The sequence below is a fragment of the Vreelandella glaciei genome (assembly GCF_013415125.1).
GTDB classification, from domain to species: Bacteria; Pseudomonadota; Gammaproteobacteria; order Pseudomonadales; family Halomonadaceae; genus Vreelandella; species Vreelandella glaciei.
This window is the reverse complement of the sequence record NZ_JACCDE010000008.1, coordinates 103096-129844: the sequence shown is the minus strand read 5'-3', so window position 1 is coordinate 129844 and position 26749 is coordinate 103096. Positions and strand designations below refer to the sequence as shown.

Genomic DNA, 26749 nt, shown 5'->3' with positions numbered 1-26749 from the left:
TAGTGATGACCTAAAAAAGATCTAGAAATTGTCCAGGTCACTATGAAGTATGGCTTTAAGAGCAGAAATAATTCTAGCCAGTTTGAAAAATATAAAGATATAAGCAGCCTCTGAGTACCACTGTTATTAGACGGCAAACAGTGTAGTACCCAGAGACTGCACCTATCGCTTATTTATTATTATCGATGTAAAGGTCATGAAAAAAGTGCGCACAGCTTCACTATCAGAGGCCCAGATATGCCTTCTTAATCATCTCATTACCCTGCAGCGCGCTAGAGGGACCATCCAGAACCTGGTATCCATTTTCAAGCACATAGGCGCGATCACTAACCTGTAGCACCTGCTTAACGTTCTGCTCGACTAATAAAATGGGCATGCCGGTATCCGCGACTCGACGTATTGCCGCCATCACATCCTTAACCAATAGAGGCGACAATCCCAGGCTAGGTTCATCCAACAAGATCATCTTAGGACCAAGCATCAACCCCCGAGCAATCGCCACCATCTGCTGCTGCCCCCCCGAAAGTTGCACTGCTTTTTCGCGAGCGTACTTTTTGAGATCAGGAAAGAGCGTAAGAACTTTCTCCAGATTTTCGTCACGGCGGTCACGTGCTGCGGGCAGTGATGCCCCTAGCAGCAGGTTATCGTGTACCGTCATATTGCCGAACAGTTGACGCCCCATCGGTACATGAGCGAGCCCCAAGCGCGCCATCTCATGAGGTTTACGCCCAGAAACTTCTTGTCCATCAAAATGAATGGTTCCTTTCCAGGGTTTGATCATCCCTGACACTGCTCGCAAGATGGTCGATTTGCCACTGCCATTGCCGCCAATTAATCCCACCAGTTCACCACTTTTGACCGTCAGCGAGGCGTCGAAGACCACCTTTAATGAACCATAACCAAGATCGACATTCTGGACACTCAGTACATTATCCGCTTGATCTGACATCAGTCCTCTCCCAGATAGGCGGTAATGACGCGTGGATCTTCGATCACATCGCGTGGTAAACCCTCGGTAATCACACTACCGTTTGCCATGACGATCACATGATCCGATAGCTCAATGATGGCTTCCATAATATGCTCCACCATCACGATGGTCAGATTTTGGTCAGTCAAACGCCGAACAAATTCGATCATTTCCTTGAGAGCTGGCGGGTTTAAACCGGCCATCATCTCATCAAGAAACAGGACGCTAGGCTGGACAGCCAATGCTTTCGCCAGCTCTAAACGCCGTCGCCTGGCCAGATTTAGATCTAGCGCCGGTTGATCATAGCGATCAGCAAGGCCCACCTTTTCCAGAACGTCCATGGCTAATTGTTCGGCTTTCTTTCGCTTAGGCTCTTTAAGGAAGGCTGCTATCAGGACGTTCTCAAGCAATGTCAGTTCTTCGAAGGGCCTTTCTGTCTGAAACGTACGACCAATACCAACACGGGTACGCTTATACGGTGGAAGGCGGGTGATCTCATTACCGTGCAAGTAAATGCGGCCTTCCTGGGGGGTAACGAAGCCCGTCAGGGCGTTGAATAACGTAGTTTTGCCCGCCCCGTTAGGTCCGATCAACCCAAGAATTTTGCCTTGCTCGACATCCAACGAAACATCGTTTACCGCGACGACTCCACCGAACTTTACGGTGATGCCATCAGCTCTGAGCGCGCTTGGCATAAACCCTCCTGATCAAATAACGCGCTGGCTCGCCAACAATGCCACGAGGCATGAAGATAACCACGACCATGATTAACAAGCCGTAAATCAACATATTGGCCTCTGCGAAAGTCGTCCGGAATATCTCACCCGACCCCACGACCAACAGCGCCCCTATGCATGGCCCCCAGATGGTTCCCCGCCCTCCGATGATGGCCGTTAAAGCGATCTGTACCGATAGCAGCAGATAAAAAATGATGTGAGGTTCGATGAAGGAGAGAAAGATCGCATAGATACCCCCTCCTAGGGCCGTCAGTGCACCCGAGAGCATGAACGCTTTCAGCTTGACGGTGGTTGGATTTATACCCGACGCCATGGCGGAATCTTCATCTTCCCGCACGGCGCGAAGCTGGTAGCCAAACTTGCTGCGCGATATTAGCATCACTACCAAGACGGTTATCGCCGCGAATGCCAGCGCTAGATAGTAGTTGACCTGGCGAGAGAAGAGATCCAGTCCAAAGGGCTCCGGCAGTGTCATAATGAAGACCCCCGTCGCGCCGCCGGTCAACCAGCCTTCATTAATGGCGACCAGTCGAAAGATCTCTGCGATGGCGATGGTGGATAGTGTGAAATAAGGCCCTTTGAGCTTGAAGGTTAACCGACCCCATAGGTAGGCCACCAGAGAGGCAGCGAACAGTGCCATCAGAACCGCCCACCAGGGAGCAATTTCATGATGGGATGTCCCCACTGCAACGAAGTAGGCACCAAGTCCTACGAAGCTCGCATGGCCTAAGCTCACCTGGCCGGCCCATCCCCCCAGAATGTCCCAGGAGGTAGCCCAGCCAGCGTATAACAGTAAGGTAATGGCCACCGATAGATAGCCCGGAAACATCCGTGGATAAAAAATACCCATCAGAACCAACCCGGCAAAAATGACGTAATGCTTTTTCATACGCGCTTCACCGTCTTACCGAACAGACCCTCGGGGCGCAGTAACAGTATCAACAAGAACACCAGCAGCCCGTAGGCATCTCGGTAGTCCGATGTAAGATAGGAAGCACCCATCACCTCGACCACCCCCAGCAATAACCCACCGGCGATAGCAGCCCCAATATTACCCAATCCCCCTAACACGGTGACCACAAAAGCCTTGAGCGTGAAAATGGCACCTGAAAATGTCGGTGTGGCAAACAGCAGCGGAATCAGCACGACACCTGCCGTAACGGCCAGAGCCATACCAATACCGAAAACCACAGCTTCGATCCAACGGGTATTAATACCCACGAGTTCAGCACCCAAGCGGTTGTCAGCAGTGGCGCGAATGGCACGGCCCAGTTCCGTATGGTTGAGTACCGTATAAAGTCCGGCAATCACTACCATCGTTGCCAGACCCGCGAGCAGCAGGATTATTGAGAAGCTGACCTTCCCCAGAGAAACCGTACTGGAGGCATACGACACATTGACGGACTTGGGCTCGGCGCCAAAGGTCAGCAACAGTATATTGCCGATAACCAAGGCTAGCCCAAGGGTGACCAGGAGCGAACTTTCTGGCGGTGCTTCCATTAAGCGGGAGAGCACTAATCGCTGTAGTAATGCCCCGGCCATAAATCCAAGAGGCATGGCAACCAGTAGAGACAGGTAAGGATCCCAGCCAAGTAGGGAGTTGAGCAATACGGCGCAATACATGCCCAGAATAACGAAGTCTCCGTGGGCGAAGTTGATTATCTTCATTACCCCGAACACCAACGTTAGCCCTACCCCAATCAGCGCATAGACCCCACCGATCAACACGCCATTAGACAGATTCTGCAGGAAGGATACATAGTCAAACATCATGATCTCTCAAGTTGTGCCATGCAGGCGTCCCGATTAACGTTCGTCCCATACCGGTGTTGGGTACTGAACTTCTTCAGCAGCCAGGTCGGCTGGAAACACGGTGACGTGCTCACCGTCCTGGATCTGCAATACAAGACTGCGAATCGGGTTCTGCCCTTGAAAACCGTCGTAGCTTTCAAACACAACATGAGTGACCGGTGTATCCAGGTCGGTTTCGGCTAGCGCATTTCTGACGTCACTACGCTCAAGGGAGTCGGCGCGTTCAAGCGCATCAGCAGCTACTCGAAGTGCCAGATAACCCTCTGCTTCGTAGAAAGTGGGTTCCTCACCCGTTTTGGCTTTTAGGCGCTCGTAGAGATCTTCCACACCATCGTACTGAACGTCCTTGCTCCAGCTCACTACAGTGGCCACATACTCAGCAAGATCACCCACTTGATCGATAAAGCTAGGCAAGGCGGCGCCAGTGTCGATAGCCACGGCCTTGGCATTTAGGTTCACTTCACGCATCTGACGCGCAATAGCTACGCCATCTTCCGCGTAGGCAACCACATAGAGCAGGTCAGGTTCTTCAGAACGAAAACGGTTCAGAATGGGTCTAAAATCGGATGTGCCTTGATCGTAGGACTGATTGCCCACGACTTCATAGCCCCGCTCTTCCGCTAAACGCTCGCCCTCCTCGGCAAGCGATGCCGGCCAAGCACCATTGCCATACAACATGGCGACGGTTTCCAAGCTATCGTCTTGTTCACGAAGGAAATCGAAATAGTCAAAATAGCTTTCAGCCACAATCGTTGAGTTGTGCTTGGCACGAAATACCCAGGGTGACCCTGGTTTGGTAATACTGTTGTCTGCGCTACCGAGCACAATGAGGGGAATTTCTTGGCGAGTCATCAACTGCGCCATTGGGCCAGTGATGCTTGATGCATAGGAGCCCATAATCAAAGGAACATCCTGCCGATTAAGTGACTCGATCGCTGCCAATGCACTGGTAGCTTCAGAACGGTCATCTTGCACGGCTAGCACCAGAGGCTCTCCACGCACCCCGCCGCCTTCGTTGATTTCCTCCAAAGCAACTTCCATTCCAGCCTGATAACGCTCACCAAAGGCGGCGAATGGACCAGACAAGCTATTAATGACACCGACTTCGATATCAGCTAATACAGTGGGAGCCGCCAGAAGCCAGGGAGACATTGAAGCGACAGCGATTAATTTTTTCATTATCTTGCCTCTTGATAAGATCTATAAAAGGACATGTAGTCGATTTTTTAGTATCTTTTCGATTATTCACGACTAAATTATGTATAGATCAAGCTTACAAACGTTAGCAAGCCAACTTCATTAAACGGTAACCACTGTCGTTCAAACAATTTACCTCTATCGCACCAAAAACAATGAATAAGGAGCATCCATGAATCTCCCATCGGACCCAGTCGCATCACTGGGAATCGCTGGATTCGCTGACGCATTGCGCCGAGGAGATATCACCTCTGAGCAGGCGGTTAGTGCGTACCTAGCCCGTATTGAAATATTGGATCCATTGGTCCGCGCCTATGAAACAGTAGATGCCACTCGTGCTCTAGCCACAGCGCGCGCCATGGATATGCTGCTGGCCAACGGGGTCGACCTGGGACCGCTTATGGGGTTGCCGGTATCGGTGAAAGACCTATTCATTGTTGATGGAATAACACCACATGCTGGCTCCAATCTGCCTCTTCAGGACAAATTGGGTACTCATGAAGGAACCTTCATTCTTGCGTTGAAATCGTCAGGTTGCGTAATTCTGGGTACCACTCGGATGGTAGAGTTTGCGCTCGGCATAACAGGACATTCCGAGTCTCGTGGCACGCCCTGGAATCCATGGGATGACCAGCAGCATCGTCTTCCTGGTGGTTCCAGCTCTGGTGCCGGGGTCGCGCTTGCCTCAGGATTGTGTGGCCTGTCCATAGGTAGTGATACAGGGGGGTCAGTCAGAGTTCCCGCAGCGATGTGCGGATTGTTTGGCTTAAAGACTACAGTGGGCCTATGGCCTACTGACGGCGCATTTCCACTGGAACCTAATACCGACTCCATCGGCCTGCTCACACGAACCGCACAGGATGCCTCCATTGCATTTCATGCGCTGAATAACAGAATCAACCCCTCATCACAACCGCATCAGACTCCGATAACACCTGACCAGTTGACACTGGGTGTGCCTGATAATTACTTCCTTGAGGGCGTCGATTCGGAGATGAAAATCGCATTTGATCGTGCCCTATCCGTTTTTAAAAGGAATGGCGCTAAGCAGACTCACGTTCATGTTCCGGATGTAGATGGTCGCGAACGCTATTTCCCCGTCGCCATGCCTGCTCACTTATTGGCTTGGCTCGGCGAGGAGTTCTTTCTAGAACACCAGGAACTCATTGATCCTATTATTCGTGCACGTATTGATAAGGGTATTAGTATCAAAGCCCATCACTACTTAACACTGGCGGAAGAGCGGCAATGTCATATTGAGTCAGCTCAACCGCTGTTTGATCAAATCGATGTGATTGCTAGCCCTACCACCCAAGCGCCACCGCAGAAGCTGAGTGAACTACAGGATCCTGACATGGCGATGCAGGCTGCGATGGGTATGACGCGCAATACACAGCCCGCCAATTATTTCGATTGGTGTGCCGTTACACTGCCAATGGGAACACATTCGAATGGCTTGCCACTTGGCTTGCAATTAAATGGGCCTGGCAATAACGATTCGAGGCTATTAGCCATTGCCGTTGCCTTGGAGAACCTTCTTGATCCAATCCCACAACCCAAACCATTTCGTGGGCATAAGCTGCGTTGAGTATGAAAGGCGTTACTTTAAGAGCCTAACGAGTGGCTAGAATATCCGGGGCGATTCATATCGCCGTAAAGTACCATTGGATAAACAGCCCAGAGGCTTTTTGAAGCCCGAATGGTTGCTTAAACAAGTGTCCATTGTTGCTGGGTAAGATCTTTGTTCTTGATTTCAATTATTCGCGGAAGGGGATAGATGTTAGCGTAGCGGAATATGGCGGTCTCAAAGACCGCCGTCGTAGACTCCAGTTTCATTGCACTAACAACTTTTAATTCAGAGTCTCAGGTTACTGCTCTACTGAGAAGCTAACCTCCACCATATCGCTAAAGCTAGCCTTAACTATTTCACCAGGGTGAGCCTCAAAAATGCCAGCCCAAGTCCCTGTCGTGATAACGTCACCCGCCTGAAGTCCCGGCGGGTATTGTGATGCGGCATGTTTTGCTAACCAAGGAAGTAAACTTAACGGATCGGCTAGAGGATGACGTAGTTCCTTACCTTTAATATTACGCTTGTTGCTTTTAATACTAACGCTGCTGTTTGCATAATGTGGCTTCCAGCCGCTTTTAACAGCCTCGCCCAGTATCAAACAACGATTCATTTGATGGTCAGCCAGCAGGAACGTATCTGGCAATTCCTGCCAACACTCGGCGCGAACGTCACAAATTTCGATCGCAGCCATTACTGATCCTACCGCTTTGTATGCATCGCTCAACGTCGACCCATGCGGTAAGGGCGTCTCGAGCTGGATAGCCAACTCCACCTCTATACCGATCATAGTATGGCGTTCGCTATAGGCCATAGCGAACGGCCCCTTCACGATGTGCTGATCTGCTATAGGTGAAGCAGTGGGTCGTTGTAGCGTCCCACCGACTTTCCAAGCTTTTGGTTTAGCATTGGCAAACCATCCTAACGCCTCACCGATTTCACGCTGAATGCGATAAGCCGCCTGATCCGTTTCCGGGGCCAAGCGCTTTGCGTCGGCAGCATCCAATACTTTGCCACTTCGCCATGCGTCGACTAATGCCTTGCTAAGAAGGGTGTTAGAACTGTTCATCAACGTTCCTCCCAAAAGGGCTTCGGAGTGGCCATGGCCGGTCGAGCACAAGGTAGAAATTCACCTAAATCAGGCTGGCCTAAGTATTGGCCGTCGCGCCACACAACGCGCCCTCGACTCATCGTAATGAGCGGCCACGCATTAATCTCAATGCCTTCGTAGGGGGTGTAATCAACATTATGATGAAGATCGTTGTTATTGATTACTTTTTGGCCACCTGTTTCCCATATGACCAAGTCAGCATCCGCCCCAATCGCAATGGTCCCCTTTCGCGGATAAAGCCCATACATCTTGGCCACGTTCGTTGATGTCAGGGCAACGAACTGGTTGATATCAATGCGCCCTTTTTCAACACCATGCGAAAAGAGTAAGCCGAGACGTGTCTCAACGCCTGGAATTCCGTTGGCTACCTTATCAAAGCTAGGCGCGCTACCCGTGGCAAGCTTTCCATCATGACCAGAAAAACGGAAAGGGGCATGATCCGACGAAAACACATGGAAGGCCCCCGACTCTAATGCGTCCCAAACCACCTTCTGATTAGCTTTATCTCGAGGGGGCGGACTACAAATACACTTAACTCCTTCAACGTCATCCTCGCCGCCTAGATCCTCAGCGGTAAGAAAGAGATACTGGGGGCAGGTTTCGCCATAGATGCGTAAACCGTTCCCTTGCGCCCACCGTATCTGCTCAATAGCTTCTCGCCCTGAGACGTGGACAATCAGAATTGGCACATCGACTAACTCTGCGAATGTAATAGCTCGATGAGTCGCCTCTCGTTCGGCGAGCATGGGACGTGATTCTGCGTGATAGCGTGGCGCGGTCTTTCCTGCCCGAAGAAGACGTTCGGTTAGCCACGAAATGCAGTCTGCATTTTCAGCATGAACCATCACCAGCGCGCCCTCCTCGCGCGCCACCGCGAGTACATCGATAATTTGACGATCAGCTAACTTGAGCTCGTCATAGGTCATGTAGATTTTAAAAGAGGTATAGCCCTCTGCAATGAGCGCTGGCAATTCTTCGTCTAGCACATGGGGGGTGGGGTCGGTCACGATCAGATGGAAGGCATAATCAATCGTGGCTTTACCTTCTGCCCTGCGATGATAGTCCTCCACCGCCTCGCGTAGGCTTTGCCCCTTACGCTGCAGGGCAAAGGGAATAACCGTTGTCGTGCCCCCACAGGCTGCCGAACGCGTTCCGGAGAGAAAATCGTCGGCCATGACGGTGCCATCTTCGGTGGGTTGGTCAAAGTGGCAATGTCCATCGATACCCCCAGGCAATACCCATCGTCCGCCAGCATCAATTTCTTTTTCACCCCCACTCAATTTTTTGCCTAGAGCAGTGATAATACCGTCGACGATGCCAATATCAGCCTCGAACACATCTGACGCCGTTGCACAGCGAGCATTGCGAATGATGCAATCAAAGTTCGCCATATCAAGCCTCCTGCCTGAACAAACTGCCCCAACCACGGACTTCCCTCGGATCGACTCCCGTCATGCGCAGCATTTTCCAGACGACGGTAGCCGTCGTATCCAGCACCGGAATGCCTAATTTCGATTCCCATTCAGTCACCAGATGGGCAGCATTCAGGTTGGTGCAGTAAGTGACAATGGCTTGAGGAGAAGCTTTAGCCACGGTCTCGACCTGATCGGTTAAGCAAGCCTGGCTTACCTCGGCAAAAGAAAAGTTATCGCTGATGTTGAGATGGCTCTCCGCAACGCAGCTAATCCCGATACCTTGGTAATTCTCGATAATGCGTGACTGAACATCGGCAACGTAGGGTGATACAAGCCCTAGCTTTGAAATGTTGTCTTCTTTAAGACGTTCGTTAAGCGCCAGAATTGAAGAAGTCGCCGGGATATTGGTTGATTCCTCAATGCGCCTACAGAGTTCGATGTCGTGCTCAAATCCTAGCCAGCCCGCAGCGGTGCCACTCCAGCCGATCACATCGACCTTGGCATCGGCTAATAGCTTGGCAGCCGCGAGGATAGGACGGTCATCAAATTGGCCCAATGCCTCAGGCTCAAGCGAAATTTGAGTGACGCGAAAACGGGAAAAGTGAGCACTCACCGGTTCGATATCGGCGAGCATCGCGCAGGTCAGCGGTTCTAAGGCGGTATTGGAAGAAGGCGTAAGGATACCGAATCGAATGCGAGGTTGAGACATGGACTTGGCTTAGCTCCTGGTTAAGACCCGGTCCGCTGTGAAGCGCATCGAGAAAAAATTTGTTAACAACTATGAAAACAATACTGTTAACAATATAAAGCACAAACCATGCCAAGCTGAATCTCATTACTGCAAAGATTCAACCAAGGATTTGATCCCAGTCTACATCGTCGCGGTGGTTACTCGTCAGGTGCAGCGCACTCTCAATATGTTCTAAGTGATGCAGCATAAGCTCAATGGCGGCCTTTTCATCACGCCTCTCAATGGCTGCCACGATCCTATCATGATCGTCTTCGGGACAAGCGGGGGTTTGAGGCAGGTCGTACATAGCAATAATCAAGCAGGTCAGCGGGCACAATTCCCCCATCATGCTTTCGACATAACGATTCCCCGAGATCCGCGCCAGTAGGAGATGAAAATCGCCAGAAAGACGAATAATGGCCCGACGATTCTTCTGCTGGCGAGCGGTCTTCTCTTTATCGAGGTGCTCATGTAGCCGCTTCAGGTCGGCCTTTTGCGCCTGTGCAATTACATTGCGGATAATTTCAGGCTCAAGTAACCGGCGAGTCGCAAAGAGCTCTTGGGCCTCCTGCACAGTAGGGCTAGCGATGAAGGCACCTCGATTGGGATATACCTCGACTAGCCCCTTCTTGGCCAGGACAGCAAGCACCTGGCGAATTTTGGTACGGCTGACATTGAAGGCGGCCGCCATGCGTGTTTCGGAAAGCTTGCTGCCTGGCGCCAGCCGATGCTCCATCACAGCGTTATTGATGCGCTCAGCGATGCTTTCGATGGTGGGCTTTCCAGCCTCCATATTTTGCATTTTTAGTTTCCAATATTGTGTACAGATTCAGTTTACAGCGCTCAACAACATTGCGTCGAACAACTTAAAGACAAGGCTCAAAAATAATATCTTTGCCATTGAATGGTGCATATCGACGCCTGAATGCACCAGAAAGCCTCACATCTCGCCTGCTCATTCTCTGACTTTAGCCGTTCATAGACAATATAAATCAGTAATGCGCGGCGCTTGTCGTTCAGTTGGCACATAACATGCAATACATCGTTTATTGTTCTCATGATTGTTCTCAATCTGAAGCAATATCTGACAACATCTATCCCCTCTACTGGAGAACGACAAGATGCAACGACTACCTACTCTCCTTGCCGCTGGCTTAATGTCAGTTTCACTCATCGGCTCGGCCGCCGCGCAAGAAAACACTATTCAGTGGAAAGTGCTCGGCCAACCCCTTGCGACAGGAAAGATACAGAGCCAGAAAGAGCAGCCGTTCTTCGAGAACTTTGCTGAACGCACTGGGTTACCCATTGAAATCAATTATCAGCCTGTCGACACGACTGGCATCAAAGATACCGAGCAGTTGCGCATTATGAAAGCGGGGCTTTTCGATCTCGTTTCGCTGCGAATGTCACCCAACTCGCGAGATGCACCGGTCCTGACCGGCCTTGATCTGGTTGGCCTGAACCCTGATTACGCTACGGCTCGAACGGTTACAGATGCCTACTTACCGGTGCTTGACGAGCAACTTCAGGAAAGCTTTGACGTTAAGCTTCTCGGTGCTTGGCCGTTCGGTCCGCAAATTCTGTTTTGTGATGCGCCCGTTTCCAGCTTCTCTGATATCGAGGGGCTAAAGGTTCGCGTCTACGACCAAAACCTCGCCAAATTCGTTGAGTCAGTTGGCGCCACAGCCGTGCCGATGAGCTTTCCAGAGGTTCATCAATCATTGTCGCTTGGCGCCGTCGACTGTGCCATCACAGGCCCTAGCTCCGCCAACTCAGCCGGCTGGCCAGAGGTCACTACGCATCAGCTGACGCTTGGCATGGGCAGCGCCATGAACGGTTATGCCATTTCCCTCAAGGCCTGGAATCAGTTGGATAGCAATCAGCAAGAAACCCTTCAAACCGCTTTCAACGAGCTCAACGATGAGATCTGGGAGTACTCAGAATCGCTCTACAACGATGCACTTAACTGCAACAGCGGCCAGCAGCCATGTGAAACCGGCACTGAATACGATCTCGTTAATGTCGAACCAACGGAAGCTGACCTTGCTCAAGTGCGTGAGGCCCTCCTGAACATTTCGCTGCCGACCTGGGCTGATATCTGTGATCAGGCGAATCCAGATTGCTCGGCAAACTGGGAAGCCAACGTTGGACCGGTCATCGGTCTCGAGTAATCCAATAAGGAGCCTTTCATGATCGAGCGACTCGAAAACATGCTGGCCGTTATCTTCGGTGCCATTTTCCTCGCCCTCTCGGTGCTGATAACGCTGGAGGTACTACTGCGTAAGCTCTTCGGGTTCTCCCTTCAGGGCTCCCATGAATTGGGCGGCTATGCCTTGGCGGTGGGCGCCACACTGTCGTTCACCCTGGCGCTGTTTGGTCGCAATCACATTCGAATTGATATCATCCACGAACGACTGCCACGCTTGTTCAGGGCAGTACTCAACTGCTTATCAAGCATCCTGATGGCCAGCTTCGCTGGCCTGTTGGGCTACCTGGCCTGGAACGTCATCGGAGACACCTTGGCCTATCGCAGCGTTGCCCAGACGTCCTGGGCAACGCCCCTCATCTACCCTCAGAGCATTTGGTATATCGGACAGGCCATTTTCATGCTGGCGGCTATTGGCTTGGCTGTGAAAAGTCTATGGCTGCTTATCAGCGGTAAGCTTGCCCGTCTTGACGAGGAGTACCAGCCCAAGAGCGCCAAACAGGAATTGGAGGATGAGTTGGATAGTGCATCACAACGGCAGCGAGGTCCGTCGCTATGAGCTTGGACTACATCTTCATTGCCTTCGCGCTGATGGTCGCCATGATGCTCTTGGGCCTGCCGATTGCCGTATCGATGGCCGCCATTGGTATCATTGGTGGCATCATGGCCTACGGCCTCCCCTTTATGAACTCCATCTCTCCGGTAGTGTGGGGAGTACAGAACGACAGTCTGCTGACATCCATACCGCTATTCGTGCTGCTCGGTGAGATTCTGCTACGTGCAGGCATTGCCGATGGCATGTATCGCTCATTATCGATATGGCTTGGGCGTCTGCCAGGCGGGCTACTGCATTCCAACATCGGTACTTGTGCTCTATTCGCGGCGACCTCCGGCTCCTCAGTCGCCACTGCCGCGACCGTCGGCACAGTGGCCTTGCCATCGTTAAATGAACGCCGTTATCCCATTAATCAATCACTAGGCTCATTGGCCGCTGGTGGGGCTTTGGGGATATTGATCCCACCGAGCGTCAACTTGATTGTCTATGGCTCACTCACCAATACCTCCATTGGCCAATTGTTCATGGCGGGCATCATCCCGGGAATCACGCTGACCCTGCTTTTCATGGCCTACATTGCCGTGTCCAGCCTCATGCGAACCCGCCATGAAGACAAAGAAGCAAACTACAGCTGGCGAGAACGGCTCAGTGCCTCTGTTGACCTGATTCCCCCGTTGGTTGTGTTCTTTATTGTCATGGGCAGTATTTACAGCGGCCTCGCCACCGCCACGGAGTCTGCCGCCCTCGGTGTGGTGACAGCCCTTATCTTTGCCGGGCTCAAGCGCAAGCTGACGTGGACCACCCTGCGCACCTGTTTCATCCAAACGGCCCGGGTAACCGGTATGATTTTGCTGATTATCACTGCCGCCTTCATTCTTAACCTAACCATCAGCTTGACGGGTGTGGCCAGTACCATGTCGAGTTGGGTCACCTCCCTGGGCCTAACACCGGTTATGTTCCTGCTGGCGCTTGTGGTGTTCTATCTCGTGCTGGGCATGTTCATGGATGTGCTGTCCATGCAGGTAGCCACCATTCCGATTACCTACCCCATGGCGCTGGCGCTGGGTATCGACCCAATCTGGTTCGGTATTTTTGTCGTCTTAATGTGTGAATTGGGTCTTATTACCCCGCCGGTCGGCATGAACCTATTCGTCGTGCATGGTATTCGCCCAGACAATGGAAGTATCAGCGGCGTTATGAAAGGTGCCTTCCCTTACGTACTACTGATGTTGTTGTTTGCGGGCTTAATTATCGCCGTACCGGCGATTGTGACGTGGCTCCCGGAGATGATGCGATGACGGCACTCTGGCAATGCACGGCAACGGAGCTGGTCGCTGGCTTTCGCGCTAAACAGTGGTCACCGAAGGAGGCCCTTGATTCGGTTCTCGAACGTTTGGAAGCCGTTAACCCAGGGCTCAATGCGGTCATCGCCCTCGCCGACGATGCTCAGGAAGCCGCCGAACGCAGCAGCTTACGTTATATCGAGGGAAGGCCACTGAGCCCGCTGGACGGAGTGCCCATCAGCATCAAGGACAATCTTTTGCTGGCAGGCGTACCCGCAACCTGGGGCACGACCGCCCTACGCCACTGGATACCAGACCACGACGAGTTGCCCGTTGCCAGGCTACGCCAGGCCGGGGCGGTGCTATTCGCCAAGACGAACGCGCCAGAATTCACCTTAGAAGGCTATACCGACAACCCGGTATATGGCGTGACGGGAAGCCCTTGGGCCCCTGCGTTGACGCCGGGCGGGTCAAGCGGCGGGGCTGCTGCCGCCGTCGCAGCTGGCATCGGGCCGCTGGCGTTAGGCACAGACGGCGGCGGATCGATCAGGCGTCCTGCTGCCCATTGTGGGCTGGTTGGGCTAAAACCATCCATTGGAACGGTTCCCAGGGCCGATGGATTTCCTCAGATATTGCTCGATTTCGAGGTAGCTGGCCCCTTGGCGCGCTGTGTTGAAGATGCCGCCCTAATGCTGAATGTTCTAGAAGGCGCCTGTCTAGAGGACCGCCAATCATGGATGGAACACTCTGGGCGGCGAACCACGGCATCACGCGTCTTGTGTGTCTCCTCGCTGCCGGGCTGCCCTGTCGATCCCCAGATACGTCGACATGTTGAAAAGGCAGCAACCACGTTCTCCCGTATGGGCCTAGAGGTCGTGTTCGATACACTCCCACTGGAGTTAGCAGCGCTTAACGAAATCTGGAGCGAAGTCGGGCAGATTGGCCTAGCGCACCTCGCCGAGACTCATCCCACCTGGCTGGAACATGCTTCCCCTAAGTACCAAGACATGGCCAACGCAGGTGCCCGTCTGCCGGCCAGCCGGTTGTGGCACACTCTGGACGTTGTATCTTGCCTGCGCCGCCAGGTGGATACGCTTTTCACCAGCACAGACATGTTGCTGATGCCCAGCATCGCCGCCCTTTCCTGGCCTGCCAGCCAAGCCTACCCGCCGACCATCGACGGCCAGCCCGTCGGCCCGCGGGGACATGCAGTGTTCACTGGCTGGGTGAATGCCGCAGGCAATCCTGCCATCAACCTACCGGTCGAGCCGTCGCATGAAGGCCTGCCTATCGGGCTGCAACTAATCGGCCCCTGGCAGTCGGAACACCTACTGCTCGACTTGGCGCAGCGCTACCAGCGCCTTGCTCCTTGGAAAGCACGCTACGCCGACCTGTGGGAGCGATGAGTATGGAGACACGCTTACCCTTACTCATCGAACGGGATTTTTTTGGCTACGGCGCCTCGCCACCTCGTATTGAATGGCCCAATAACGCTCGACTAGCGCTCTCCTTCGTGCTCAATCTGGAAGAAGGTGCCGAATTTAGTCTGCGTGCGGGCGACCCAAGCAACGAGGACACGCATGAGGTGCAGTGCCAAATCAAGGACGCTCCAGACCTGTGTATGGAGAGTCACTTCGAGTATGGCACTCGTGCCGGTTATTGGCGCGTCATGTCAGCCTTTGAGGAAGCCGGTGTGCCCGTCACCTTGAATGTCTGTGCCCGCGCCCTCGAGGCGACTCCTTGGGTGGCGGCCTATGCACGACAGCGCGGCGATGAACTCTGCTGTCATGGATGGCGTTGGGAATCCCACGCTGGAATGTCGGAACCGGAGGAACGTGCCTTAATCGACCGCTGCATGGCGACCTTCCAACATATTGCTGGCAACGCGCCGGTGGGCTGGCATACCAAATCTTCCCCGTCCGTCCAGACGCGCCGTCTATTGATAGAGCATGGCGGTTTCCTCTACGACAGCGACGCTTACAACGATGACCTGCCTTATTACGTCACACATGGCGAACGCGCCCACCTAGTACTCCCCTACGCATTCGATACCAATGACATGCGCTTCTTCGTCAACCATAGCTTTCATCGCGGGCGCGATTTTCATGACTATGTGATGGACGCCGTGAAGGCCCTGCTGCGTGAAGGAGAACAGGCACCGCGCATGCTCACCATTGGCTTGCATACTCGTATCATTGGTCGCCCTGGACGCATTGATGGCCTTCGCGACCTATTCGCAAGCCTGCATGGGCTACCTATCTGGTATGCCACCCGTGAACAGATAGCCCAGCACTGGCTGCGACATTGCCCGCCGCCGTCGCCTTTCGAAGCGGGAGTCAGACAATGACTCGGCTGCTGCTCGTCAATGGCAACACCTCCAAAACGGTTACCCAAAAACTGCTGGCCGAGGCCGAACGTCATGCGGGGGCCAATGTTCAGATCAGTGCGGTAACAGCCCGCTTCGGTGCAGATCTGGTCTCGGATCGGGCCAGTAACGTTATCGCCGGTCATGCTGTTCTGGATGCCGTGGCACACCATCAAGCCCCTTATGACGCCGTTCTGGTGGCGATTTCACTGGATACGGCCGTGGAAGCCCTGCGTGAAGTACTGAGTGTTCCAGTGGTTGGGATGACCGAGGCTGCCTGCTGGCAGGCGTGCCTTATCGGCAACCGGTTCGGCGTGGTGATGCCGGATCGCAATACCCTTCCCCTTTATCGTGAACGCATTTTGAACTATGGCTTGCGTGAACGGCTTGCCGGGCTACGTGCTATTGAGGCCACGGTACAAACGCATCACGCCGCTCCCGTAGACAGCGAGGTTGCCCTTCACGCAGCTATCATGGACCTGGTCGTAAATGAAGGCAGCGAGGCCGTGGTGCTTGCGGGCGCTTCAATGACGGGCCTCCAGCGTCGCTTACAACCACTGGTTCCTGTGCCGCTCCTCGATGGCATCTCAAGCGGGGTAATTCTCCTGGAAGGCCTGATCCGACTGAATCTGCCCATCTCACACGTGAACGGTGATGCCAAGCCTTACACCACGATATTGTCAGGCCTTAGCGGCCCGTGTACGGAGTTACTAAGTGGCCTGCCGTCGGCAAGGACATCCATATGATTCATCAACTGCGCGCCAAGGCCCTGCATGACATTATCCACCAGGGCGGACTAACAATGGCCGAACTCGCTGAGTCCACCCTGGCTCGCATTGAGGCTATCAACCCCTCACTGATCGCCTTCGTAGACGCTGACCACGCTGATGTGATGCGTCAGGTGGAGGCTATCGAAGTACGCCGACGTGCTGGCGAAGCACTTCCGCTGCTTGGCAGTGTGTTTAGCATCAAGGACAACCTCTGGCTGGGTGGCAGGCCTGCGACCTATGGCTCGCAAGTTTATCGCCATCATGTAGCCCCCTGCGATAGTGCCGTTGTAGCACGCCTTAAACGACTCGGCGCTCTATGCATCGGCATCACCAATTGCCCGGAATTTGCTTGCAAAGGTCATACCAGTAACTCCTTGCATGGTACGACCCGGAATCCTTGGGATTTAAATACCACCCCCGGCGGCTCTTCGGGGGGTGCGGCAGCCGCGGTTGCCGCTGGGCTAGGCACGCTAGCGCTGGGAACCGATGCGGGTGGCTCGATACGTCGGCCTGCGGCCCACACAGGATTAGTAGGTTTCAAGCCAACGCATGGCCTGATTCCCGATCCTCATGGGTTCGATGACCCCAGCTATGCGATTTCCGACATCGGCGTATTGGCCAAAGATGTTGAGGACTGCGCCTGGCTACTCGACGCCGCGGTATTCCATGACTGTCGCGACCCGCGTAGCCATCCGCTACCCGCCCAGCTCACCGTCGACCGCCCCTTCACAAATGCTTTAAAACGTCTCGATTCCCAGGCTATTCGTATTGGCTGGACCAGCGACCTAGGCTGTGGGTTTCGCCTCGATGCAGACGTTGCAACAGCCTTCGATGACTGCATCGCTACGCTGGTTAACGCAGGGCTAACACTCGAACACGCTGCCCCCGACTGGCCCGCCCATACATTCGAGTATCCTTTATTACGCCAACAGCAAGCGGCCCTGGCTGCTCAATTTGGCCATGTGCTGCGTGATACGCCGGAACTGTTGGACCCCGCCCTAGCCGATCAGATCACTCAAGGCTTAAGCATAATCGGGGCGGATTATGCTGCGGACGAGCTGCGTCGCAAAACGCTCATTCAGGCCTTGGATAACTTTTTCGAACGCTTCGACTTTCTTATCTGCCCCACGACGCCGGTGGAAGCCTGGCCAGTAAAAGCTTCGCACCCCGGCACCATCGGCGGACAACCCGCTTCGCAGCGGGCCCACGCCGCGTTTACCCCTCTTTTCAATTACTGCGAGGTGCCTGCTGTATCCCTGCCTTTTGCCCTGGGTCAACACGGGTTACCGCTTGGGCTGCAGATTGTAGGACCACGCCATACAGACCTAGGCGTCCTCGCCCTCGCTCACCATCTTGAGACGATTATTGATCATCGCTTCGATGCCCCCCTTTGGCTGGCCGATAGCGATTCCTTTTCATCAAGCCTGTAATGCATTAGGAGGTTTCCCTTGAGCAAACACATCATCGATTTGTCATTACCCATTCGCAACGCATCATTTGATACCCAAGAGCAGCATATAGAGTACATCGACCACTATGCGATGGCTCGGCAGCGGGCCACCGCCTATGGAGTGGACCCCGGTGATCTGCCATTGCCTGGTGTCCATTCGGCCAGCGAGCGAATCACCCTATCCTCCCATGCAGGCACACATATGGACGCCCCCATTCACTACGGCCCAACCTCAGAGGGCAAGCCAGCACGCACCATCGACCAGATTCCTCTGGAGTGGTGCCACGGCGACGGCGTGGTCTTGGATTTTTCATGGATGGAAGCTGGGCAGGTGATTGGTGTCGATGATCTACAGCAAGCACTGGCGCGCATCGAATACACGCTAAAACCATTTGATATCGTGCTAATACGCACCGATCGCTGGATGGATTTTGATCGACACGACTGGGCGATGCGTCACCCCGGTATGGGCAGAGAGGCGACGTTATGGTTGATTGAGCAAGGTATTCGCATGATGGGTACTGATGGTTGGGGATGGGATATTCCTATACCGATGATGGCCGAGGCGCTTCGTAAAGGTGACTCAGATGCATTCTTCCCAGGGCATTACGCAGGACGCGATAAGGAGTATTGCCACATCGAGAAACTAGCTCGGCTCAATGAGTTGCCAACACACGGCTTCACCTTTTCGGCATTCCCGGTACTGATTGAGCGCGCATCGGCTGGGTGGTGTAGAGCTGTGGCGATAATAGACAGCCACTCTGAATAGCGAACCTGTTGCGAATAACATTTTAGCTAGCCACATAGCATGATTTGGGCGAGAGGCCACAATAGCTCTGAATTCGAACACTACTAAGCTGAGCATTCCAAGCAGCTGGGCTAGTCGAGTTCGAAGCCCTGGGCAATCTCAGCTTGGCAGGGATCGATAGCCTGAGTGACGGCCTTATCAATCTAAAGCGTCAGCAACACTTCGGCGCCTGCGGGCGTCTCTACCTACTTTACTGACAATGTTAAGTAAAACATGGAATAGCACCCAGTCTGATCGGAAATAGGGTTAAGCGCTCAAACGCTTACTCAAGGGGGGGCGCGCGAAGTCAGGGCAGAAACCAGCTCCCGAGCAAAGCGTTGAGCGGAAGGCAGCGCGCCAAAACTCCATACCGGCGGTAAACGCAATAGAGTGGCGTTTTTAACGCTGGGTAAATGTTGCCATAAACCACTTTTCGCCAGCGTGTCTTCAACTCCAGCGGGCACCGGCTCGATAACGACCAGCGTGGCCTCAGGATAGTCGTAGAGCGCTTCGATACCCACGAGTGAAAATCCCCAGGCGTTGGTGGGCCGTTCCCAGGCATTGGTCAAATTGATTCGTTCAAGCACGGCATTATAGAGACTGTTGCCGCCAAAAATCCTGACATGACGGGCATCCATGAATTGCACCATCAGTAGCGGCGGTGCATCGGGGCGCTGTTGGCTAAGCGTGTCCATCAACGCATGCGTTTCGTTGATTAGCTGCGCTGCCTGCAGCCGGTGGCCGGTCAACTCACCTAGCTGCCGGGTGAGTGTTTGTATCTCTTGCCAGGTATGGGTGCCGGGTGAATAGGGGGAGAACGACGTGACGGGGGCAATTCTCTCCAGACGCTCTGTCAAACTGGCGAACATCGGCGAAATGAACGTTTGCGTCGGTGGCGATTGCGCCATGAGTTCGAGGTTGGGCTGTGATCGCAGGCCAAGATCTGCAACGCCGTCGGGGATTCTTGGCTCGCCTACCCACTCATGGTAGCCATTTTGTTGAGCGGTACCAATCAACGACACGTCAATGGCCAGTAGCGTTTCGGCAATGGTCCAGTTGATAGTGGCCCACTGCGCGTGGGCATTCGACAAGGGCAGCAAGCAAGCAGCCGTTAAACAGCAGCGAGCCACAAAAGAGAGCATCAACCGGTGGCACATAGCAGCTAGAGCATCAGAAAAAAGAGAGCACATTTAGACGTCAATGCGCATTTTTTGCAAGGCATCACGAATAAATAACACCCGTAGATGCTAATACATCTCATTTTGTTTATTATATAGATCCACATCGGGCAGGTGGTCATGGCACTCAGCCAAGTCCTCCGCTTCCTTATATCGCCTTCATAAAAAACGCGGCGGCCGAGTGCTGCTGTACAAACGATCGGATCGACATTATGCCTCTTGGGAACACCTCTAACACAGCGGCTAAGCGCCGCAAAGCACGGCTCCTGCGCGTGATGACACTGCTCGCGATGGGTATTACGCCCATGACCACCTTGGCGCAAACGAGTGCTGAAAATCAGTCCCTGGATACCGTCACCGTCACGGGCTCCATACCGACCTATGGCGATACGCCACCTCCTGCCTTCGCCGGTGGCCAAATCGCGGCGGGGGGCCGCGTGGGTCTGATCGGTGAAAGGGACGCGATGGACGTGCCTTTCAACGTCATCAGTTATACCAGTGAGCTGATGGAGAACCAGCAATCCCAAACACTAGGCGATACGCTGCAGAACGATGCCTCGGTATCGGTAGGGCTGGGCTTTGGCATCTATGGCGAAGCGTACAAAGTGCGCGGTTTTGACCTGAACGGTGACGACGTGGCTTATGGCGGCCTCTACGGCGTACTGCCACGACAAATAATCAACAGCGACCTTGCCGAGCGCGTCGAAGTCTTCAAAGGCGCCAGCGCCTTTACGTCGGGCATTCCCATCGGCGGGAGCGGCGGAATTGGTGGCACCATCAACATCGAGCCCAAGCATGCAGGGGATGACCCGATGCTCAATCTATCCAGTGGCTACCGCTCCGATGGCTACGGCGAAGTGGGCGTCGATGCTAGCCAGCGTTATGGTGATCAGAAGCAATGGGGGGCACGGGTAAGTGCCATGCGCGGCCGTGGTGACACCGCCATTGATGACGAAAACCAGCGCGATACCTCCGTTGTCGTTGGGCTCGACTACCGTGGCGATCGAGGCCGGATATTGTTCGATATCGGTCATCAAAAGCTCACCCTGGATGGCGGCCGTTCAAGCGTCAACACCGGCGCGGCCACTCGGGTGCCCGCTGCGCCGGGTTCCTCGTTGAACTACACCCCCTCTTTCGGTGGAACCGAGCTAGAAACCAATTTCGGCATGGTCAGAGGCGAATATGACCTCACCAACACCTGGACCGCTTTCGCGGCCTTGGGGGGTAACCGCACGCTCGAAGGCATCGTGTCGGCGACTCCGCGCCTTACCGATGACGCGGGTAATGCCAGTGTCAACGACTTCGAGACCAACAACCATATCGACAACGTCGCCAGCCAGGCGGGGCTTCGTGGGTATGTGTTGACCGGCCCGGTTAGCCATGACATCACCGTTGGCTACTCTAGCGCCTATCGCAAGTTCGACACGGACTGGAATTTCCTCGCGGCAGGCACGACCCACATCTACGATCCTGTCGATTTATCTCGCCCGGATGGCACGCCTTTCGTGGGGGGTAGCGTGACGCGCACACGCTCCCAAGGGGTCACGCTGAGCGATACGCTTGGATTCATCGATGACCGACTGTTGCTGACGCTGGGCGCACGCTATCAGGAACTCGAGATCGACGAACGTCCTAACGACGGCAGCAGCAATCGCTATGCCGATCGTCGGGTAACCCCCGCCGTCGGCGCGGTGTTCAAGGCCACGGATAGTATCTCGCTCTACGCCAACTACGTCGAAGCATTGCGGGATGGCGGCACGGTCACCGATACCACAGCGCTGAACTTTGGGCAGCACTTGGGCATTGCCCATGCCGAGCAGCACGAGGTGGGCGCTAAGTTCGACTACGGCAACCTAGGCGGTGGCATTAGCCTGTTCCAGATCGAGCTACCCTCTGCAGCGGTCGTCGATGGCGTCGGCAACCTGGATAACGAGCAGCGTAATCGCGGCCTGGAGCTAAGCCTTTACGGTGAGCCGACGACAGGAGTGCGCCTGTTCAGTAGCGCGACCTGGATAGATGCCGAACTCACCAAAGCTCAGGATGGCAACGAAGGAAATGACGCCACGGGCGTTCCTGAGTATCGTTTTGTGCTTGGTGGCGAATGGGATACGCCCTTCGTCGAGCGCCTCACTGCCACTGGTCGCGTCCTGCACACGGGCTCGCAGTACGCCGATGTAGCCAACGACTTGGAGTTGGATTCCTGGTCACGCCTCGATCTTGGCCTGCGCTACACCACGCCGGTCGGTGGCGCTGATTGGATCTGGCGCGCAGGCATCGACAACGTTACCGACGAAAACTACTGGTCGGGCGCCTCGACGTCCTTTGCGAATTATTTGATTCAAGGCGAACCACGCACCTTCAAGCTTTCGGCAACCGTCGAGTTTTAAGTAACGCACCCTCTTTACCGTTACCATGAGGGCGCTTCCTATGAAGCGCCCTTATCTTTCCGCGGCAGGATGGGGCTTTTGGTATAACGGCTAACAGCATGATGCCAACAAGCCCATCTTGAGACTCTTGGCCCTCACCAACTTGCCCGTGAGTTATTGTTTTCTCTGCACTTTGACTCCCTCCTAACCAAGACTGCATCGCCTGCACAACTGCCAACGCTGTAGGACGGTGCGAGCCATCAGCAGCAAGCTACGAATGAGCGTTGAACAGAAAAAGCTCAGGAGCCTCAGTCTATTTGGGAGCCTTGTGCTAGGCTAATTTCATTAAGCACTGGGCGAAAGATCAAAAGCTAGTGGTACAAGGCTGAAAACGCCCTAAGCGTTCCTCTGGAAAGTACAGCAGGCTCGTGAATTTTGGATACACCGCCTAATGGAAGTTTATAACCCATAAAATCATATACTTAGGATCGGGATACAAGCTGTATTTGCCAGAAACCAGTCCTAGCACGCTCATTGAGTCATAGAGCGTGCCGTCTAATACGCTGTTAGGCACGTTATGACCCATAGCATCGACTTTAAAAGAATCGAAGAAAAGCTCTTCCTTATCCAAAATATTGTCCTTGGCAGTCGCGCATACTGTGTAGAAAGGGACATAGGACGTACCGTTGGTCGTTATGGCGAGGGCGCGTGGAGCGATTATTCGTACCGGCTGCAGGAACTCGTCAGTTCTTACACCATCGAGTGCGCTATCAAGACCAGTATGGTTCAAGACTTTGTCGCAGCCAACAGCACCGGTGTCGATCTGGCTAGCGTAGACGGTGAGGCTAGAGAAGGCTTCGAGATTGGCGTCGTTCACAGCGGAGCCTTTGACCTCACCGTTCGCGAAAGCTGCAACAAGATCATTCACGCTAGCAAGGTTGATCTCGGCTGGGCCTGCGCCAACCTTCGGAAAGCCAAGAAGATAGAGTACTGGGCCGGCTGTTATCATTTGCACGGCAAACAGGGAAAGTCAGCATGGCACGTGGAGCTAGACATGCAGCTATGGGCTATCGCCATGGAGAACTTCCACGCCATTCTTGACGAGCGCGTGGACTGGGAGCAGGTCTATGGCCTGTAACAGCGTGTTCTGTGGCATCGTCGGGAGAGCGCCTAACAATTCGTCCAAGCCGGCACCGCTTCGCGGTGCGACTTAACTCAGGTGTTAGGCAACTTCAACGAGGAGCTTATCATGAATGAAGAGCTAGTTAGATTAATGGAAGATTTGGATCATTCTAAGGAGATAGCTAGCGAATATTCTATTTCGTCAAAAATAAATCGTGCTACCGAAAATGATCAAAGTCCAAAGGCCATAGCCGAACGAATTGCATTTGGATTTTGCGAAGAATATTTGGATAAGCCAAATGGCTGGGGCACATATTTTGGGCCTATGATGGTTTGGGTAGGGGATGACGGTAAAGCGTATGAAAGTCCCAGCATTGCATTGGTAACCAAAGAGACTATTGAGCACTGGAGAAGCAGGTCACAAGAAACCAATAATCCATTAATGAAAGCTCGCTATGCTGGGCTTATTTGGGATCTCTCTGAAGCTGCCGTGGACGAAAAGCCTGACTATAGGATTGCTATTGACTATGTAAATGCACTTCTTGATGTAACTGATAATGATCTCTGCGAACACCCAACCGAAGCAATAACGAAAATCACTAGGGCGTTCAAAGTTGCGTCCGCACTGAATAACAGAGAATTGGCAGAAAGGTGTGTTGAAAGCGCGATTAAATTAGAAGACAGAATTGCTGAAGATGACAAGGCGGGCCTTTGGGGATTTTGCTTTGAGCTTTTTGTTTTAGGTAAATATAGGAATTTGTCTGAGGCACAAGAGCAGAATCTTGTGGATGATCTCGAGTCCCGTTTAACACGTGTCTCCAAAGAGCATTCACCATGGGTGTGTGAATCGGCGGCTATCCCGTTAGCCACTTATTATCGTAGCAAGGGAATGAACGACGATGTTGCTCGAGTGATTGGAGTTGTTGGAAATTGTTTTGAAGATACGTGTGATGGCTTGGCTCCAATTCAGGTCTCTTCTTGGCTCCAACATGTGCACGACATTTATATAAGCTTCAACATGATCGAAAACGCAGAACTCGTTTCGAAGAAGATATCTGAGGTAGGGCCAAGTGTCGTAGAGAGTATGCAAGAATTCTCTCATAGCATGGAGATTCCAAAGGAAAAATTAGAAGCATATCTAGCTTCGATGACGGAAGGTGGGCTTCATAAAACACTTAGTAGAATCGCAGCGCAATTTATTCCGAAGAAAGGTCAAGTAGAACAGCAGGTCTTGGATCTGGCAAAAAATCATCCATTGACATATTTATTTACGAAGACACTGCAGGACCACAAGGGAAGACCTGTGGCGACGATTGGAGGAATAGAAGAAGATCTAGAAGGCAACGTTATTCACCAGCTTTCACAAAATATGAATATTGACTCATTTTTTCTCAGGCATTCATTTAACAAAGCCTCTGAAGTTTACGGATTTGACGATCAAGAATTGACCGAATATATATTTCAGTCACCTATATTCGAAGAGTCTAAAAAGAATCTTATTCATACTGGTATCCAAGCTTACCTTGCCGAGAATTATATCTCTGCAATACACATACTGGTTCCCCAGGCAGAGGCAGCTATTCGAACGTTAGTGGAGTTAATGGGGGGTGCTACTTTAAGGAAGAATAGGCAGGGTGGACTACAGCTGAGGATGTTTGACGATTTACTAAGAGACGAAAGGGTAGAAGACTGTTTTGGTACTGATTCATCGTTCTATTTCAGGATGCTACTTACTGATCAACGCGGTTGGAATATGCGAAATGATGTATGCCATGGAATCAGCCCGGTAGGTGCCTTCAATTATTCCACGGCAGATAGAATCATGCACGTAGTCCTTTGCTTGGCTCAGGTCAGAGAGAACAATGCATAACAGAGCGCGGCGCTGGACCTTAAAGACGAGGATAGACTGATGACGACCTTGTTTTTCTCATATTCGCATAAAGATGAGGCTATGCGTAATGAGCTAGAAACTCATCTTGCATTGTTGAAGCGTCAGGGGCGTATCACGGCATGGCACGATCGGAGAATCTCAGCGGGTACCGATATACATCGAACGATTAGCCAAGAGTTGGAGGAAGCGGAAATTATTCTTCTCCTCGTTAGCGCTAACTTTCTCGCGTCTGATTATTGCTACGACACGGAGATGAACCATGCTATCGAGAAGCACAATGGCGGTTTAGCGGTTGTCATCCCGGTAATCTTACATCCGTGCGACTGGCATTCGGCTCCATTCGGCCATCTACGTGCGACACCAACCGATGGGAAACCAGTTTCAATGCACGGTAATGCTCAAGAAGCATTTTCAATAATCACTAAAGATATTCGCGAAGCCATAGAAGCTCGACCACGTCAACTCTCAACTGAGCCTGATACTGAAACGTCTGAGCCGACGAGGTCTCCGATGACGAAACCTAGATCGAGTAATCTTGCGATCAAGCGAAGCTTCAATGATCACGAAAAAGACGAATTTCTAGAAGATAGCTACGAATATATAGCGCGCTTCTTCGCTGGCTCTTTGGAAGAACTCGAGCAAAGGAATTCGCAAATTCAAGCGCGGTTTAAGCGCATTGATAACACGCGTTTTACCGGTTCAATCTACTCATCTGGGACTCGCGCTGCTACATGTTCTATTTGGTTTGGCGGCACGCTTGGTGGCCATGGGATTTGTTATTCGAACTCAGACGACAATAGCCGCAATAGTTTTAACGAGATGATCTCCGTTGTTGATGACGGATACTCGCTCGCGCTTGCGCCCATGGGCATGCAGTCGTTTGAGAACCGCGCGGATGAAGCACTTTCCCAACAAGGAGTGGCGGAACATCTTTGGAGTCTATTTATCCGTCCGCTCCAGTGAAAAGGCCCAACATATCGCTGCAGTTGACCGCCCAAAGCGCTGCCGCGCTTTGGCTTCCCTCCGCAGCCTTCGGTTGCTCCCGCGGCAACTGAGCTTCGGAGTTATATCAGAGACGACTAAAAGATAGCTCCTGGCCGAAAGCAGCCAAACAAAAAAAGGGCCCACGATTTCTCGTAGGCCCCTTTTCTGATGTTTGGCGCGCCCGGCAGGATTTGAACCTGCGACCCTCGGCTTCGGAGGCCGATACTCTATCCAACTGAGCTACGGGCGCTT

23 protein-coding genes and 1 tRNA gene are annotated in these 26749 nt (G+C 53.0%); 13 read left to right on the top strand and 11 right to left on the bottom strand.

Going from position 1 to position 26749, the window contains the following annotated elements; translation table 11 throughout:
* Positions 1 to 223: 223 nt before the first annotated feature.
* The 5 genes from HZS80_RS07635 to HZS80_RS07615 are packed head-to-tail and all read right to left on the bottom strand — an operon-like array spanning position 224 to position 4698.
* Complete coding sequence (locus HZS80_RS07635) at positions 224 to 949, bottom strand: ABC transporter ATP-binding protein (protein ID WP_179915672.1); 726 nt, start codon at positions 947 to 949, stop codon at positions 224 to 226.
* The gene (locus HZS80_RS07630; RefSeq protein WP_179915671.1) at positions 949 to 1665 is read right to left on the bottom strand and encodes an ABC transporter ATP-binding protein; all 717 of its coding nucleotides are present in this window, start codon (positions 1663 to 1665) and stop codon (positions 949 to 951) included. The genes HZS80_RS07635 and HZS80_RS07630 overlap by 1 nt, the downstream gene beginning before the upstream one ends.
* Complete coding sequence (locus tag HZS80_RS07625; RefSeq protein ID WP_179915670.1) at positions 1643 to 2596, bottom strand: branched-chain amino acid ABC transporter permease; 954 nt, start codon at positions 2594 to 2596, stop codon at positions 1643 to 1645. The genes HZS80_RS07630 and HZS80_RS07625 overlap by 23 nt, the downstream gene beginning before the upstream one ends.
* Positions 2593 to 3480 carry a branched-chain amino acid ABC transporter permease gene (locus tag HZS80_RS07620; RefSeq protein WP_246361794.1) on the bottom strand — a complete coding sequence of 296 codons (888 nt, stop codon included), beginning with the start codon at positions 3478 to 3480 and terminating at the stop codon, positions 2593 to 2595. The genes HZS80_RS07625 and HZS80_RS07620 overlap by 4 nt, the downstream gene beginning before the upstream one ends.
* 33 nt (positions 3481 to 3513) lie before the next feature.
* Positions 3514 to 4698, bottom strand: a complete 1185-nt coding sequence (locus tag HZS80_RS07615) for an ABC transporter substrate-binding protein (protein WP_179915669.1) — start codon at positions 4696 to 4698, stop codon at positions 3514 to 3516.
* Between the two features lie 190 nt (positions 4699 to 4888).
* On the opposite strand from HZS80_RS07615, the gene HZS80_RS07610 reads away from it, so the two are divergent.
* Positions 4889 to 6304 (top strand): amidase, encoded by a 1416-nt coding sequence (locus tag HZS80_RS07610; RefSeq protein ID WP_179915668.1) that lies wholly within the window; start codon positions 4889 to 4891, stop codon positions 6302 to 6304.
* A 280-nt stretch (positions 6305 to 6584) separates the two neighbouring features.
* On the opposite strand, the gene HZS80_RS07605 is transcribed toward HZS80_RS07610, so the two are convergent.
* From HZS80_RS07605 to HZS80_RS07590, 4 genes are all read right to left on the bottom strand, one after another.
* Positions 6585 to 7289: a fumarylacetoacetate hydrolase family protein gene (locus HZS80_RS07605; RefSeq protein ID WP_179915667.1), complete on the bottom strand. Its 705-nt coding sequence runs from the start codon at positions 7287 to 7289 to the stop codon at positions 6585 to 6587.
* 62 nt (positions 7290 to 7351) lie between these two features.
* Positions 7352 to 8785: a dihydropyrimidinase gene (gene hydA / locus HZS80_RS07600; protein ID WP_179915666.1), complete on the bottom strand. Its 1434-nt coding sequence runs from the start codon at positions 8783 to 8785 to the stop codon at positions 7352 to 7354.
* Between the two features lies 1 nt (position 8786).
* Complete coding sequence (locus HZS80_RS07595; protein ID WP_179915665.1) at positions 8787 to 9518, bottom strand: maleate cis-trans isomerase family protein; 732 nt, start codon at positions 9516 to 9518, stop codon at positions 8787 to 8789.
* A gap of 139 nt (positions 9519 to 9657) precedes the next feature.
* Positions 9658 to 10341 (bottom strand): GntR family transcriptional regulator, encoded by a 684-nt coding sequence (locus HZS80_RS07590; RefSeq protein WP_218927626.1) that lies wholly within the window; start codon positions 10339 to 10341, stop codon positions 9658 to 9660.
* 319 nt (positions 10342 to 10660) lie between these two features.
* On the opposite strand from HZS80_RS07590, the gene HZS80_RS07585 reads away from it, so the two are divergent.
* The 8 genes from HZS80_RS07585 to HZS80_RS07550 are packed head-to-tail and all read left to right on the top strand — an operon-like array spanning position 10661 to position 18938.
* Complete coding sequence (locus HZS80_RS07585) at positions 10661 to 11710, top strand: TRAP transporter substrate-binding protein (RefSeq protein ID WP_179915664.1); 1050 nt, start codon at positions 10661 to 10663, stop codon at positions 11708 to 11710.
* Between the two features lie 18 nt (positions 11711 to 11728).
* Positions 11729 to 12304: a TRAP transporter small permease subunit gene (locus tag HZS80_RS07580; RefSeq protein ID WP_218927625.1), complete on the top strand. Its 576-nt coding sequence runs from the start codon at positions 11729 to 11731 to the stop codon at positions 12302 to 12304.
* Positions 12301 to 13599, top strand: coding sequence for a TRAP transporter large permease (locus tag HZS80_RS07575; RefSeq protein WP_179915663.1), 1299 nt, complete (start codon positions 12301 to 12303; stop codon positions 13597 to 13599). Before HZS80_RS07580 ends, HZS80_RS07575 begins: the two co-directional genes overlap by 4 nt.
* Entirely contained in the window at positions 13596 to 14990 is a 1395-nt protein-coding gene (locus HZS80_RS07570) for an amidase (RefSeq protein WP_179915662.1), read from the top strand. The genes HZS80_RS07575 and HZS80_RS07570 overlap by 4 nt, the downstream gene beginning before the upstream one ends.
* A gap of 2 nt (positions 14991 to 14992) precedes the next feature.
* Positions 14993 to 15931: a polysaccharide deacetylase family protein gene (locus HZS80_RS07565; protein ID WP_179915661.1), complete on the top strand. Its 939-nt coding sequence runs from the start codon at positions 14993 to 14995 to the stop codon at positions 15929 to 15931.
* Entirely contained in the window at positions 15928 to 16695 is a 768-nt protein-coding gene (locus HZS80_RS07560) for an aspartate/glutamate racemase family protein (RefSeq protein WP_179915660.1), read from the top strand. The genes HZS80_RS07565 and HZS80_RS07560 overlap by 4 nt, the downstream gene beginning before the upstream one ends.
* On the top strand, positions 16692 to 18149 hold the full coding sequence (locus HZS80_RS07555; RefSeq protein WP_179915659.1) for an amidase: 1458 nt from the start codon (positions 16692 to 16694) through the stop codon (positions 18147 to 18149). Before HZS80_RS07560 ends, HZS80_RS07555 begins: the two co-directional genes overlap by 4 nt.
* Positions 18150 to 18167: 18 nt before the next feature.
* Positions 18168 to 18938, top strand: coding sequence for a cyclase family protein (locus HZS80_RS07550; protein ID WP_218927624.1), 771 nt, complete (start codon positions 18168 to 18170; stop codon positions 18936 to 18938).
* A gap of 305 nt (positions 18939 to 19243) precedes the next feature.
* Here the strand turns inward: HZS80_RS07550 and HZS80_RS07545 are convergent, their stop codons facing one another.
* Positions 19244 to 20098: an ABC transporter substrate-binding protein gene (locus HZS80_RS07545; RefSeq protein WP_179915681.1), complete on the bottom strand. Its 855-nt coding sequence runs from the start codon at positions 20096 to 20098 to the stop codon at positions 19244 to 19246.
* A 248-nt stretch (positions 20099 to 20346) separates the two neighbouring features.
* Here HZS80_RS07545 and HZS80_RS07540 point away from each other — a divergent pair, with 248 nt between their 5' ends.
* From HZS80_RS07540 to HZS80_RS07525, 4 genes are all read left to right on the top strand, one after another.
* Complete coding sequence (locus HZS80_RS07540; RefSeq protein ID WP_179915658.1) at positions 20347 to 22521, top strand: TonB-dependent receptor; 2175 nt, start codon at positions 20347 to 20349, stop codon at positions 22519 to 22521.
* Between the two features lie 556 nt (positions 22522 to 23077).
* Positions 23078 to 23638 carry a hypothetical protein gene (locus tag HZS80_RS07535; protein ID WP_179915657.1) on the top strand — a complete coding sequence of 187 codons (561 nt, stop codon included), beginning with the start codon at positions 23078 to 23080 and terminating at the stop codon, positions 23636 to 23638.
* Positions 23639 to 23749: 111 nt separating this feature from the next.
* The gene (locus HZS80_RS07530; RefSeq protein WP_179915656.1) at positions 23750 to 25492 is read left to right on the top strand and encodes a DUF4209 domain-containing protein; all 1743 of its coding nucleotides are present in this window, start codon (positions 23750 to 23752) and stop codon (positions 25490 to 25492) included.
* Positions 25493 to 25531: 39 nt separating this feature from the next.
* On the top strand, positions 25532 to 26476 hold the full coding sequence (locus HZS80_RS07525; RefSeq protein WP_179915655.1) for a toll/interleukin-1 receptor domain-containing protein: 945 nt from the start codon (positions 25532 to 25534) through the stop codon (positions 26474 to 26476).
* Positions 26477 to 26670: 194 nt separating this feature from the next.
* Here HZS80_RS07525 and HZS80_RS07520 read toward each other — a convergent pair.
* A tRNA-Arg gene (locus HZS80_RS07520) sits at positions 26671 to 26747 on the bottom strand.
* Positions 26748 to 26749: the final 2 nt, after the last annotated feature.

Bases quoted from the DNA above. Each gene is read 5' to 3' on its own strand.
- HZS80_RS07635 (WP_179915672.1), bottom strand. From the start codon at position 949: ATGTCAGATCAAGCGGATAATGTACTGAGTGTCCAGAATGTCGATCTT.
- HZS80_RS07630 (WP_179915671.1), bottom strand. From the start codon at position 1,665: ATGCCAAGCGCGCTCAGAGCTGATGGCATCACCGTAAAGTTCGGTGGA.
- HZS80_RS07625 (WP_179915670.1), bottom strand. From the start codon at position 2,596: ATGAAAAAGCATTACGTCATTTTTGCCGGGTTGGTTCTGATGGGTATT.
- HZS80_RS07620 (WP_246361794.1), bottom strand. From the start codon at position 3,480: ATGATGTTTGACTATGTATCCTTCCTGCAGAATCTGTCTAATGGCGTG.
- HZS80_RS07615 (WP_179915669.1), bottom strand. From the start codon at position 4,698: ATGAAAAAATTAATCGCTGTCGCTTCAATGTCTCCCTGGCTTCTGGCG.
- HZS80_RS07610 (WP_179915668.1), top strand. From the start codon at position 4,889: ATGAATCTCCCATCGGACCCAGTCGCATCACTGGGAATCGCTGGATTC.
- hydA (WP_179915666.1), bottom strand. From the start codon at position 8,785: ATGGCGAACTTTGATTGCATCATTCGCAATGCTCGCTGTGCAACGGCG.
- HZS80_RS07595 (WP_179915665.1), bottom strand. From the start codon at position 9,518: ATGTCTCAACCTCGCATTCGATTCGGTATCCTTACGCCTTCTTCCAAT.
- HZS80_RS07590 (WP_218927626.1), bottom strand. From the start codon at position 10,341: ATGCAAAATATGGAGGCTGGAAAGCCCACCATCGAAAGCATCGCTGAG.
- HZS80_RS07585 (WP_179915664.1), top strand. From the start codon at position 10,661: ATGCAACGACTACCTACTCTCCTTGCCGCTGGCTTAATGTCAGTTTCA.
- HZS80_RS07580 (WP_218927625.1), top strand. From the start codon at position 11,729: ATGATCGAGCGACTCGAAAACATGCTGGCCGTTATCTTCGGTGCCATT.
- HZS80_RS07575 (WP_179915663.1), top strand. From the start codon at position 12,301: ATGAGCTTGGACTACATCTTCATTGCCTTCGCGCTGATGGTCGCCATG.
- HZS80_RS07570 (WP_179915662.1), top strand. From the start codon at position 13,596: ATGACGGCACTCTGGCAATGCACGGCAACGGAGCTGGTCGCTGGCTTT.
- HZS80_RS07565 (WP_179915661.1), top strand. From the start codon at position 14,993: ATGGAGACACGCTTACCCTTACTCATCGAACGGGATTTTTTTGGCTAC.
- HZS80_RS07560 (WP_179915660.1), top strand. From the start codon at position 15,928: ATGACTCGGCTGCTGCTCGTCAATGGCAACACCTCCAAAACGGTTACC.
- HZS80_RS07555 (WP_179915659.1), top strand. From the start codon at position 16,692: ATGATTCATCAACTGCGCGCCAAGGCCCTGCATGACATTATCCACCAG.
- HZS80_RS07545 (WP_179915681.1), bottom strand. From the start codon at position 20,098: ATGCTCTCTTTTGTGGCTCGCTGCTGTTTAACGGCTGCTTGCTTGCTG.
- HZS80_RS07540 (WP_179915658.1), top strand. From the start codon at position 20,347: ATGCCTCTTGGGAACACCTCTAACACAGCGGCTAAGCGCCGCAAAGCA.
- HZS80_RS07535 (WP_179915657.1), top strand. From the start codon at position 23,078: ATGACCCATAGCATCGACTTTAAAAGAATCGAAGAAAAGCTCTTCCTT.
- HZS80_RS07530 (WP_179915656.1), top strand. From the start codon at position 23,750: ATGAATGAAGAGCTAGTTAGATTAATGGAAGATTTGGATCATTCTAAG.
- HZS80_RS07525 (WP_179915655.1), top strand. From the start codon at position 25,532: ATGACGACCTTGTTTTTCTCATATTCGCATAAAGATGAGGCTATGCGT.